The sequence below is a fragment of the Nocardia sp. 852002-20019_SCH5090214 genome (assembly GCF_001665865.1).
Lineage (GTDB): Bacteria > Actinomycetota > Actinomycetes > Mycobacteriales > Mycobacteriaceae > Nocardia > Nocardia nova.
The window spans coordinates 1-10,914 of sequence record NZ_LZMK01000118.1 but is presented as its reverse complement, the minus strand read 5'-3'; the positions used below and the strand labels follow the sequence as shown (position 1 = coordinate 10,914).

The 10,914-nt window shown below is 68.4% G+C and carries 13 protein-coding genes; 7 read left to right on the top strand and 6 right to left on the bottom strand.

Annotated elements, in window-relative coordinates; all coding sequences use genetic code 11:
- Positions 1-339: 339 nt before the first annotated feature.
- Positions 340-984: a flavodoxin family protein gene (locus A5780_RS09890; RefSeq protein ID WP_051755157.1), complete on the bottom strand. Its 645-nt coding sequence runs from the start codon at positions 982-984 to the stop codon at positions 340-342.
- A 205-nt stretch (positions 985-1,189) separates the two neighbouring features.
- On the opposite strand from A5780_RS09890, the gene A5780_RS09885 reads away from it, so the two are divergent.
- Genes A5780_RS09885 through A5780_RS09875 form a run of 3 tightly spaced genes read left to right on the top strand, consistent with a single transcriptional unit; the run spans position 1,190 to position 3,092 of the window.
- Positions 1,190-2,200 (top strand): iron-containing redox enzyme family protein, encoded by a 1,011-nt coding sequence (locus A5780_RS09885; RefSeq protein WP_063017485.1) that lies wholly within the window; start codon positions 1,190-1,192, stop codon positions 2,198-2,200.
- 27 nt (positions 2,201-2,227) lie between these two features.
- Complete coding sequence (locus A5780_RS09880) at positions 2,228-2,878, top strand: HemK2/MTQ2 family protein methyltransferase (protein WP_064901950.1); 651 nt, start codon at positions 2,228-2,230, stop codon at positions 2,876-2,878.
- A complete protein-coding gene (locus A5780_RS09875; RefSeq protein WP_063017455.1) occupies positions 2,862-3,092 on the top strand; it encodes a CDGSH iron-sulfur domain-containing protein in 231 nt (76 codons plus the stop codon). Before A5780_RS09880 ends, A5780_RS09875 begins: the two co-directional genes overlap by 17 nt.
- Before the next feature lie 20 nt (positions 3,093-3,112).
- Here the strand turns inward: A5780_RS09875 and A5780_RS09870 are convergent, their stop codons facing one another.
- Positions 3,113-4,636 (bottom strand): MFS transporter, encoded by a 1,524-nt coding sequence (locus A5780_RS09870; RefSeq protein ID WP_064908273.1) that lies wholly within the window; start codon positions 4,634-4,636, stop codon positions 3,113-3,115.
- A 181-nt stretch (positions 4,637-4,817) separates the two neighbouring features.
- On the opposite strand from A5780_RS09870, the gene A5780_RS09865 reads away from it, so the two are divergent.
- Positions 4,818-5,249: a hypothetical protein gene (locus A5780_RS09865; protein ID WP_064908272.1), complete on the top strand. Its 432-nt coding sequence runs from the start codon at positions 4,818-4,820 to the stop codon at positions 5,247-5,249.
- Positions 5,250-5,261: 12 nt separating this feature from the next.
- On the opposite strand, the gene A5780_RS09860 is transcribed toward A5780_RS09865, so the two are convergent.
- Positions 5,262-5,963 (bottom strand): TetR/AcrR family transcriptional regulator, encoded by a 702-nt coding sequence (locus A5780_RS09860; protein WP_169812458.1) that lies wholly within the window; start codon positions 5,961-5,963, stop codon positions 5,262-5,264.
- A gap of 104 nt (positions 5,964-6,067) precedes the next feature.
- Between A5780_RS09860 and A5780_RS09855 the strand changes: the two genes are divergently transcribed.
- Together A5780_RS09855 and A5780_RS09850 are read left to right on the top strand one after the other, a co-directional pair.
- Positions 6,068-7,144 carry a phosphatase PAP2 family protein gene (locus tag A5780_RS09855; RefSeq protein ID WP_197521713.1) on the top strand — a complete coding sequence of 359 codons (1,077 nt, stop codon included), beginning with the start codon at positions 6,068-6,070 and terminating at the stop codon, positions 7,142-7,144.
- Positions 7,145-7,221: 77 nt separating this feature from the next.
- Positions 7,222-7,581, top strand: a complete 360-nt coding sequence (locus A5780_RS09850; RefSeq protein WP_063016669.1) for a hypothetical protein — start codon at positions 7,222-7,224, stop codon at positions 7,579-7,581.
- Positions 7,582-7,660: 79 nt separating this feature from the next.
- On the opposite strand, the gene A5780_RS09845 is transcribed toward A5780_RS09850, so the two are convergent.
- The 3 genes from A5780_RS09845 to A5780_RS09835 all read right to left on the bottom strand — a co-directional run bounded on the left by A5780_RS09845 (position 7,661) and on the right by A5780_RS09835 (position 10,047).
- Positions 7,661-8,053, bottom strand: coding sequence for a hypothetical protein (locus A5780_RS09845; RefSeq protein ID WP_063016667.1), 393 nt, complete (start codon positions 8,051-8,053; stop codon positions 7,661-7,663).
- A 141-nt stretch (positions 8,054-8,194) separates the two neighbouring features.
- Entirely contained in the window at positions 8,195-9,019 is an 825-nt protein-coding gene (locus tag A5780_RS09840) for an SAM-dependent methyltransferase (RefSeq protein ID WP_064908270.1), read from the bottom strand.
- A 44-nt stretch (positions 9,020-9,063) separates the two neighbouring features.
- Positions 9,064-10,047 carry a helix-turn-helix transcriptional regulator gene (locus tag A5780_RS09835; RefSeq protein ID WP_231982907.1) on the bottom strand — a complete coding sequence of 328 codons (984 nt, stop codon included), beginning with the start codon at positions 10,045-10,047 and terminating at the stop codon, positions 9,064-9,066.
- A 343-nt stretch (positions 10,048-10,390) separates the two neighbouring features.
- Here A5780_RS09835 and A5780_RS09830 point away from each other — a divergent pair, with 343 nt between their 5' ends.
- Positions 10,391-10,795: a hypothetical protein gene (locus A5780_RS09830; protein WP_063016663.1), complete on the top strand. Its 405-nt coding sequence runs from the start codon at positions 10,391-10,393 to the stop codon at positions 10,793-10,795.
- Positions 10,796-10,914 lie beyond the last annotated feature (119 nt).

Below are 10,914 nucleotides of genomic sequence, written 5' to 3'. Positions count from 1 at the left end.
CTGGTGAAGCGCCTCGCGACGCGCGGTCTGCTCGTTCTCGGTCAGCGAGCTCCACCATTTGCGCTGGAAGTGCCGGGGATCGGATCCGGGGCGGGTCCCGGTATCGGGCGGCCGGGTTCGGGCGGCCGGCCCGGAACGGGACCGGGCTCCGGGAACGGCGGCCGCGGATCGGGTTCCGGGGCCGGGATCGGACGTTCGGGCGTGGGATCCGGAACCGGCTGTGGCGGAACCGGTTCCGGGACCGGGGTCTCGCTCGCCCGTATTCGCGGTCCGGCGCTTTCGGTGTACATATCGGCTCCTCGAACGCATGAAGTATTCGCGGTGCGATCCGTCCATGCCCTACGACGGATAGGCCGGGTAGGGCGCGGCCTTCAAGGTCCGCGCCAGATGCGCGGCATTGCGCGCCATGCCCGCGGTGGTCGTCGCGACGGCCTCGGGAGTGCTGTCCAGGTCCAGATAGTCGACGCCGCTCATGGCCTCGCCGTTCCAGTAGGTGCACCCCTGGGCCGGCACGGTGAAGCCGATGTCGTTGAGTGCCTGGAACGTATCGGCGCAGATCTTGTGCGCGCCGTCCTCGTTGCCGACGACGGCGGCAATCCCCACCTTGCCCACCATGGCGGGCCGGTTCTGGTCGTCGGTGACCGACAGTTCGGCGTCGAGGCGTTCGAGCACCCGCTGCGCGACCGAGGACATGTGGCCCAGCCAGGTGGGCGTCGCGATCAGCACGATGTCCGCCGCGCTGATCTGTTCGCGCAGGTGGGGCCACTGATCGCCGTCACCCTCGTCCGCGGTGATGCCGGGTCGGATGTCCAGGTCGACCGCGCGCACGGTCTTGCCGGTGACGCCGTGGTTCGACAGTTCGCGCAGTACTTGCTCGGCGATCAGCTCGCTGCTCGATCGATCGGGCGACTTCTTCAGGGTGCAACTGATCGCGATAGCGGTGAGGTCGTCCCCGGGAGCTCGGGAACCGGTCGGGTCGTTCACAAGGTGCTCCTTTCGACGGGCGACGGGATGCTCTGTTTCGCGCATACCCGCCGATCCGCGCTCGAACCTGTCTGCCCCGGTGCGCCGATTGAAGGCGACGAGCACCGGGTATGCGGCGCCTATGGAGATTCCGCACCCCGAAGTGCGCCGAACATCCGGCCATCGGCACCTCTCGGCGTCCCGGCATCGGCCCACCCCGGCGCCGGTGACCGCGAATACCGGCGCGCCGCCGCTACCGCAGCCGCGCGGCGAACTCTCCGCCGGTCTGTGCGCACTGCTCAGCGGCACCGCCTGCCACGTCGATTTCGACACCGCGAACACCGACCCGTACGGCGAGGATCTGCAGCTGGCGTTGCACCTGTGCTACGAGTTGCATTACCGCGGTTTCGATTCCGTCGACCCGCGGTGGGAGTGGGACCCGGCGTTGCTGCGCATGCGCGCCCACCTCGAGGACCGGTTCCTGGCCGCGATGCGACGCGATGTGCCCGGCGGCGACGACCTCGACGGCGAACTCGACGATCTGCTCGTCGAGCCGGTCGAGGGCACGGGCGTCGGGCACTTCCTCAACGAACAGGGCCAGTGGTGGCAGGTGTGCGAATACTTCGCGCACCGCTCGATCTACCACCACAAAGAGGCCGATCCCTACGCGTGGGTGATTCCCCGTCTGCGTGGTCAGGCGAAGGCCGCGCTGGTCGCGGTCGAATACGACGAGTTCGGCGCCGGCCGGGGCGAGGACGTCCACGCTCAGCTGTTCGCCGATCTGCTGGCCGGCGCCGGCCTCGACGACACCTACCTGCACTATCTCGATGCCGTCCCCGCGCCGATGCTGGCGCTGGTGAACATGATGTCGCTGTTCGGCCTGCACCGGCAGTTCCGGGGCGAGCTGGTCGGCCACTTCGCGAGCGTCGAGATCGGGTCGCCACCCGCGGCGCGTCGCATGGTCGACACGTTGCGGCGGCTGGACGCGCATCCGGCGTGTGTGCGCTTCTACGCCGAACACGTGGAGGCCGACGCGGTGCACGAACAGGTGATGCGCCGCGACGTCATCGGGGATCTGTCGGTCCGCGAGCCCGAGTTGATCGCACCGATGGTCTTCGGCATCCAGGCGACGACATTGCTGGAGAACGCCATCGACCGCCACATGCTCGACAGCTGGTCGGCCGGGCGCAGCTCGCTGCGCGACCCGGAGGCGATCCCACGCGATCGCGCGGGTTGATCATCGGAAGGCGGGTATTCGGCGGTCATGAGACTGTTCCGCGCACCGGGTGTCTACGCCCCGACAGCCGATACCGGACTGCTGATCAGAGCGCTGGGGGCCGCCGCCATCCCGGAGGGGTCCCAGGTGGTGGACGTGTGCACCGGTACCGGCGCCGTGGCGATCCAGGCGGGGCGGGCCGGTGCGTCCGCGGTCACCGCGGTGGACATCTCGCGCCGCGCGCTGGCCTCGGCGTGGCTCAACAGCAGGTTGCACGGGGTGCCGCTGGAATTGCTGCACGGCGATTTCGGCCGGGTGCTGCACCGGCGTACCTTCGACGCGGTGCTGGCGAACCCGCCCTACGTGCCGGGTCCTACCGAGATTCCGGCACATGGCCGGGCGCGCGCCTGGGAGGGCGGACCACGCGGCCGGGCGCTTCTTGATCCGTTGTGCCGGATGATGCCGGAGCTGTTGCGCACCAAGGGAATCGCGCTGATCGTGCATTCCTCGCTGTGCGATCCGGATCTGACCGTACGGCAACTGCGCGACGGCGGGCTCAAGGCCGCGATCGTCGTGCGGGAAACCTGCGAATTCGGTCCGGTACTGAACCGGCGCGCGCACTGGCTGGAGCGACAGCGCCTGATCGAACCGGGAACACGGCAAGAGGAGTTGGTGGTGATCCGTGCCGATCGAGAATGACGAGCCCACCCCCGGCCCGGCCCGCCGCACGCGGGTCACGCTCACCAAGGACGGTCCGGTGCTCGTCGAGGGGCCGGTGGAGTTGGTGACCGACGACGGACGCGTCGTGCGCTGCGATCGGTTCGTGGTCGCGGTGTGCACCTGCCGCCGGTCCGGGATCTATCCGCTCTGCGATACCACCCATCGCCGCCATCGCCGCAAACGCGGCGGCTGAACGCGCAGTCGGCGGGCGCGTCAGTGCTGCGGTGTCACGCTGGTGTGCCGCGGGATCAGTATCGCGGTGAGAACCGCGACGGCAGCCACCACACCGGCGGCCGCGTACGAGGTGACCGTGAGTGCGGAATCGAATGCCGCCGAAGCCATCTCGTGCACGCGGCTCCCGAGTTCACCGCCGATATCGCCGGCCACCGCGATCGCGCCGCCGGCCGATTCGCGGGCCGTCTCGCCCTGGGCTCCGGTCAGCGGGACCTCGCTCATGTAATGGGTGAACAGCGCGCCGTGCACACTGCCCAGCAGCGCCACCCCCAGGCCGTTGCCCAGTTCGTAGCTGGTCTCCTCGACCGCGCCGCCCTGGCCGGCGCGTTCGGCCGGCACCGAGGAAACCAGAACCGCCGCGGCGGCGGTAACCGCGATGCCGTCACCGATACCCAGGCAGACCAGGACCAGCGCGACCACGGCGTAGCTGGTGGGTTCGGGCGAGGTCGCCAGGACCGCGAAGCCGGCGGCGAGGATGAGCAGGCTGGTGACCATCACTCCGCGCACACCGGTCCAGCGAAGCAGCGCCGGTGTCGTCAGCGAGCCGACCAGAGTCGCGACCGCGGCCGGCGCCGTCCGGATCCCGGCCTCGGCGGGAGAGTAGCCGTGAATGTATTGCAGCCACAACGAAATCAGGAACAGGGCGGCGCCGATCGCGATCATCGCCATCAGTGTCGCCAGGGCCGCGGCGAGGAAGACCGGTCGCCGGAACAGCCGGATGTCGAGCAGCGGATCGGTCAGCCGCAACTGCCGGCGCGCGAACCAGAACAGCATGGCGAGCCCGGCCAGCAGGACGCACACGTTCAGCACGATGTCCTCCCCGCGCGCGAGATGTTTGACGCCCCAGACGAATCCGACGATACCGAGCACCGACAACGGCACGCTCGGCCAGTCGAACGGGGTGGTCGACGGGGCCCGGTATTCGGGCAGCAAACCGATCCCTGCCGCCAGCGTGAGCACGACCACCGGCACGTTGATCCAGAACGCCGCGGCCCAGCCGAAGTGTTCGACCAGGACGCCACCCACGATCGGACCCACCGCCGCGCCGACCCCGGCGATCGCCGCCCAGATCGCGATCGCCCGGGTGCGTTCGTGCGGATCGTCGAAGATGTTGCGGATCAGCGAGAGCGTCGAGGGCATCACCATCGCGCCGCCCACCGCAAGGAGCACGCGGCCGCCGATGAGCTGACCGGTGACCTGTGCGGTCGCCGCGACCACCGACGCGACGCCGAACAGCGCGAATCCGGTCAGGAACAGCCGCTTGCGGCCGATCCGGTCGCCGACCGCGCCGAAGGTGATCAGCAGGCCGCCCAGAACCAATCCGTAGATGTCGACGATCCACAGCTGCGCGAGCGCCCCCGGTTGCAGGTCCTCGATCAGCGAGGGCAACGCGACGTTGAGCACGGTGGCGTCCATGGCGACGAGCAGCAGGCTCGCGCACAGCACCGCCAGCATGCCCCAGCGGCCGCGTACGGGTGTCGCCGTCCGGTTCCGGTCGATCATCGGGCCTCCCGATTGCCGAAGCAGCTCCTGCTACTTTCCGGCAATCCTACAAATCCCGGATCGATGACCAAGGTCCCCGATGGCGGGGACTTTCGGCCCTGATCCGGCCACGTCGCGGCTGTTGAGGTGAGGAGCCGGCAAGGGAGACGGGTGAGGTGGCGCGAGGCAACGGGCAGGGCCCATGATGTTCGCCGGCGTCCACGACCCGGACAGCATCCGCGCGGCGTATGCCGGCCGCGGACTGCCGGTCACGATGATCGGCCCCCGGCCGCATCTGGTGACCGGTGGCCGGTTCGGCCTGATCGCTCTGCCGAACCGACTGGGACACAGGATGATCGCCGCACTGCCGATCTGCGGTCCGGTGCTCGGGCATCCGCGGTCGCGGCGCCTGGCTTTCGTCGTCACCGCACCCGCCCCCGATCCACCGCTGGCGCTGCTGCATCTGCTGCGTCTGCACCGTGTCGTGGTGGTCGGGCCGCGGCGCTGCGTGGCGTTGCCCCGCTTCGACGGCGCCGGCCAGACGGTGCTGTGGGTGAACGAACCTCGCCGCGACGTCGTGGCACCGCGTGAGGCGGTGATCATCGACCTGGCCCTGCGCCTGTCGATCGACTAGTACTGCGCCCGACTAGTGCTGTGCCGCGGCCGCCTTGCGCAACCCGTCGAGAATCAGATCCAGGCCGAACAGATACTGCTCCTCGCCGCCGCCGTGTGTGATCACCAGTTCGGGCATCAGATCGGTGATCGTCGGATGGGCCACCGGATCCAGCATCTGCAGGCGGCTGGGGATGTTCTCACCGTTGCGGCGCGCCGGGGCGAACACATGACGCAGCGCCGAGCCGAAGGTGTATTGCAACAGCACCACGTATCCGCGCGCGGTCTCCTGTCGGCCGAGACCGGCGGCCCGTAACTGGGAGAGCACCAATTCCAGTGCGGCGGTTGCGGTATCGGCGAAATCGCCGTCGCCGTCGGGCTTCACGGCGAGTACCCGAAGCACCGCCGGGCGTTCCACGAGCAGCCGGTACAGCGCCTGGCAGCACGCCCGTACCCGATCGGCCCAGTCGCCGGAGACGTCCGGCGGATGGAAGCTGTCGAGCACCTGATCGCGCGCGGCCTGCAGCAGTTCGTCTTTGCTGCGGAAGTAGGTGTAGAGCGTCATCGTGCCGACGCCCAGTTCCGCGGCGAGGGCGCGCATGGAGATGCCCTCGCAGTCGGTGTCGTCGAGCATGCGCAGCGCGGCGTCCACGATCGCCTCGGCGCTGAGCGTATGGCGCGGTACTCGGCGGCGGCCGCCCCCGGTTCGGGTTCGTCGGGCGGGCTCAGATGTCACGGCACTGTCTCCGGTCGGGATGTAATCCGGTCTCGCCGCCATTGTAGTATGCACGTACGACGTACCGTACGTTGTACGTCAGCCCTCGTCGTGGAGGTCGGGTCGTGGCTGCAACAACCATCTCGGGTCCGCTCGCACAGATTCCGGCGCGAGCCGGGGGCTGGTTTCGGGAAGTGGTGCTGGTCGTCGTGGTGTATTTCGCCTATGACGGCGCCCGGCTGCTGGTCGGCAGCGGTATCGACCACGCCCGTCACGACGCGCACGCGCTGCTGCGGATCGAGGACTGGCTGCGGCTGGACCCCGAACTGTGGCTGAACCGGATCTTCGTCGGCCACGCCTGGCTCGCGATTCCGGCCGACTTCGCCTACGCCACGCTGCACTACGTCGTGACTCCGGCGATCCTGATCTGGATGTGGTGGGCGCACCGCGAGCAGTACCGGGCGGCTCGCACCCAGCTGGGCATCGCGACCGTCGCGGGCCTGATCGGATTCGTGGCATTGCCCACCGCGCCGCCGCGACTGCTGGAAGATTCCCACGGTTTCATCGACGTGATGGCACTGCACGCCTCGGTGGGCTGGTGGCAGGGTGATGCCGGCACGCCGCGCGGATTGGATTCGCTCACCAACGATTTCGCCGCGATGCCGAGTCTGCACGTCGGCTGGGCGCTGTGGTGCGGGCTGATGCTGTACCGCTTCGGCCGGACTCCGCTCGCACGCTGGGCCGGTGCCGGCTATCCGATTCTCATCACGCTGGTGGTGATCGGGACCGCGAACCACTATCTGCTCGACTGCGCCGCCGGTGCGGTCCTGATCCTCGCCGCCGGTTACGCCGCGGTGCCGTATCTGCGCCTCTGCGACGCGACCGCGGACGGCATCCGGGTCTGGTGGGCGATGGTGCGCGCGACGTCGCCGTGGCCCGCTCGGCGTCGTGCGGTGGTCGCCGCCTTCGCACCGGGCGCGGTCGCCGGGCCGGCACTCGGAATCGGCGCCGGGCTGGCCGGTGTCCTGCCGGAGCCGACGCGGGAGCCGCCCGTGCGCGGACCGGATCGGACCATCGACCGGGTCGCGGACGCCTCCGCGGGCGGACGAGGTGCGGCGGGATGCCGGGCGGTCGGCCGATCGCCGCGGCGTGCCGGACACCCGCTCGGGGCCGAGATCCGGTCCGGGCCGGACCTGGGCTGAACGTCGTCGCTCGCCTGGCGATGTCATCGGACGCCGGTAGAGTGACATCTTTCGATCGCCCAGTCAGGAGGCAACAGGTGGACGTCAAATCGGCCGTGCGCGGCTTCAATTCGGTGGTACTCACGCTCACGGAGGCGCCGGTTCTCGGCCCGCTGATGCGGAAGGGGTTCGTCGAGATCAGCTATGTCGGGCGAAAGTCGGGTAAGACGTTCAGCACACCGGTGAACTATCGGCGTTCCGGCGATTCCATCCTCATCGGCGTCGCTATGCCCGATCGCAAGAGCTGGTGGCGCAACTTCACCGGTGAGGGCGGCCCCATCACGCTGCATCTGGACGGTGGCGACCGGCGCGGCCACGCCGTGGCGACGCGTGACGAGAAGGGCCGGGTGCGGGTACAGGTGCAGCTGGACGACGACACCGCCGCGGGCTCGGACTGATCCGGACACTCTGCGGCGCAGAGGTTTTCGAGGGGAGTTGGTGCCCGCGCGGGCGGGCACCGGAGACGTGCGGGAGCCGCTAGGCCGGTATTCGAGCCGTGAGACTGCTTGCGCGAGTGTCGTATTCGGCACCGTCGAGTGCCGGTGCGGTGAATCTGTGCAGATCGAATTCGTGGGTCCGCACACCGTGGTGGAAGGCGTCGAGCTCGGCTCGATCGAAGACGAGCTCCACATCCGTTGCGCGACGGCCGGTTTCGGTGCGCAGCACATAGCGTCCGTCGGGGCGCCGCAACTGCGTGATCGGTAATCGCTCGGTGCGCCCGGCGCGGATACCCGCCTGGTATTTGTCGAACTGTTCGTCGGTGACCAGCAGCATCTCGGTGCTGCCCACGGCCGTGGCGGCGGTGGTGGCGGCAGTAGCGCACTTGTCGTCCCAGACGGCGGTCCATCCGTGTTTGCGTGCGACGCGCACGCAGTTCTGGTGCGGGGAACTGGCTGAGGCTTTTCGGAATTCACCTACGGTGAAGGTCGGTGGCCGCGTCATCGGATGCCCTTTCTACGGAGTAAAGCTGCCGGCGCACCGATGCGCGGACCGCCGCGCCGACCGTGCCGGCTAAGGCTTGTAGCCGACGGCCGCGAAATTACACGGCCGTGCCGGATCCGTTATGTCCACCGGTGCAGAGGGCCGCCAATCGGGGGCGTGCACGATCCCGGGATTCAGGAGTTCGAGGCCGTCGTAGAAGGCGGCGAAATCGTCACGGCGGCGCAGGGTCAACGGATCCGAGGTCTGCTTGTAGAGCTCTGCCGCCGCGGCCATTCCGCGTTGGACATCCTCGGACGCGTCGTCGAGACCGGCATGGCTCATCGCCACACAGCTGCCGCGCGGGAGCCGATCTCGCAGCTGGGCCATCAGCCGGTACGGGCGGTCGCTGTCCGGCACGAACGGCCAGACGCCGACGATGAGCAATCCGAGCGGCTGATCCGGATCGATGAGGCGCCGGGTCTCGGGATGGTCGAAAATATCGTCGGGACACCGCAGATCGGCATCGATGACCGCGGTGGTGGCGAGAGTGTCGGTACGGTGCAGCAGATCGTGCCAGCGCGCCACCGCCTCGGTGTTGTTGTCCACGTACACGACCCGGGTCCGCGACTCGTGGGCCCGCGCGATCTCGTGGGTGTTGCCCGCCGTCGGCAGGCCGGCGCCGATGTCGAGGAACTGCCGGATGCCGAGCGTGGCCATGAAATCGACTGCGCGGCACAGGAATTCGCGATTGTGCCGTGCCCAGGCATCGGCGTGGGGGAACAGCGCGAACACGCGCTCACCGAAGACCTTGTCGACGTCGAACAGCGCCTGTCCCGACAGATAGTAGTGGTACATGCGCGCCGCCGAGGGCCGGCTCGTGTCGATGTCGCGTGAGGGAAAGTCGTTGTCGCTCATAGCTGCCCGGCACTCCTTAGGCTTTGCAGATTACGGACGGTGGGTCACGTCCCGGTGACGCTCTCGCGTCGGAACGAACGCGCGATCCGGTCGATGAACGCTCGCGACCGATCGGGATCCGCTGCGGCCGCGGATAATCGGTCCCAGACGGTCTCCCGGGCGCGTACCGCGGGCTTGTCGTCGATATAGCGAATGTCGCCCTGGCTCTCCACGATCGCCATGTCCAGGTCGCCCGCCGCGCCGGGGGAGGGGACCCGCACCAGCGTGAAGCGGTCCTCCATCCCCGCGCCGCGGGTGGGGACGGTGAACGGCAGCACCTGCAGGATGATGTTGGGCCGATGCGACAGTTCGAGCAGGTATTCCAGTTGTTCGGCCATCACCGCGCGGCCGCCGTATTCGCGGCGCAGGCACGATTCCGAGAGCACGGCGTGGAAACGCGGCGCGGCGGGACCGGTGAGGACGTCCTGGCGGGCCAGTCGCGCGCGTACGGAATCCTCCACGGTGACCGCACAGGGATCGGCGGACGCGGTCTGCGCGTCGTGCGGGGGTTCGTGCAGGGCCCGGATATAGGGCTCGCATTGGATCAGTCCGGGCACGATCTCGGCCTCGGTGGCCCGCAGCAGACTGGCGTGGGCCTCGAGGTCCACCAGCAGACGCAATTCCTCGAGGTAGGCGCGGCGGTGACCGGTATTCCAGAAACCGCGTTTGTGGTTGTCCCGGCGTAACGCCTCGAGGCTGTCGAGATACCCGGGGTCGGTGAAACCCAATGCGACCGCGAGGCGTTCGAGATCGCCGACGGTGATCGAGCTGGCGCCGTTGATCAACATCGCGATCCGGCTCTGGCTGGTATCGATGATCCGTGCGGCCTCCGCCTGATTCACCCCCGCGGTGCTGATCATATGTTCGATCTCGCGGCCCAGCAGCAATTTTCGCGCGGTACGTAATCGGGCTCCCATGGGTGCCAGCGTATCGGCGCGGCGCGCGGCCCGGGAGGTCGACGAAACGAGGCACTGCTGCGTGATGATCATACGCCCGACGAAATCTCTTCCGCCCCAATCGCTTTCCTTCGCGTGATAATCACGCTAGCATGTATCACGTTCAGGCTATCACGGTTTCGGCGACAGCCGAGTGCGGCCGGAGTCGCGAATATCCGCGGATCTCCCGGAATCAGCCGACGGTTCTCGTATGCCGGACTGGGCCGTCCGAATTGCGGACGGATGACCCGAATTCGGGCGACGATTGGGAGATCTCACAACCGCGGACCCCTGTGGTTCGGATGTTTGGGCCAACCCGCGCCGACTGCTCGTAATCACCGCGCGTCACCGTTACCTTCGTCAGTGCGATGGGGATCGGGCGCACGGAAGGAGCGCGATGCCGGCCTACGACTCCTGGGATGCGGAATCCGCGGAGGGCGATGGATTCGATTCCGGAAATGCCAGGAGTGCAACGCATTCCGATCCCGCGATAGTCATGCGGATGGGATTCGAACTGGCGCTCATCCTGCTCGGCGATGCGCCCACCGGGGCGGCGCGGGCGCTGCGGCGACTCGAACACGCCGCGGCGGTGTGGGCGCGCGACGGCGTACCGATCGATATGGTGCAGCACGCGATTCACGACGGAGTGAAACTGACCCTTGATCGCATCGATCCGGCCGGTGGTAAAGGAACCACCGATCCGGTGGCCGATCGCAGCTTCCTGGTCGACATGCTGGATCTGCTGACCTGCACCGTCTCCCGCGCCTACGTCGCCGAAATACGCAGACACCCTGCCCACTGACCGCCGCTGCGGTGCGGCGACCGATGCCTCTTCCGGTAGGGCCTCATGCGGTGGTGTAGGTGCGGGCGACGAGTGCGGAGCGGAGGTACCAGAGTCCGCTGGCTTGGGTGGGGTCGAAG

Excerpts from the sequence above, each read along its gene's own strand:
- A5780_RS09880 (WP_064901950.1), top strand. The coding sequence starts at position 2,228 with ATGAGACTGTTCCGCGCACCGGGTGTCTACGCCCCGACAGCCGATACC.
- A5780_RS09870 (WP_064908273.1), bottom strand. The coding sequence starts at position 4,636 with ATGATCGACCGGAACCGGACGGCGACACCCGTACGCGGCCGCTGGGGC.
- A5780_RS09865 (WP_064908272.1), top strand. The coding sequence starts at position 4,818 with ATGATGTTCGCCGGCGTCCACGACCCGGACAGCATCCGCGCGGCGTAT.
- A5780_RS09840 (WP_064908270.1), bottom strand. The coding sequence starts at position 9,019 with ATGAGCGACAACGACTTTCCCTCACGCGACATCGACACGAGCCGGCCC.
- A5780_RS09835 (WP_231982907.1), bottom strand. The coding sequence starts at position 10,047 with ATGATCATCACGCAGCAGTGCCTCGTTTCGTCGACCTCCCGGGCCGCG.
- A5780_RS09830 (WP_063016663.1), top strand. The coding sequence starts at position 10,391 with ATGCCGGCCTACGACTCCTGGGATGCGGAATCCGCGGAGGGCGATGGA.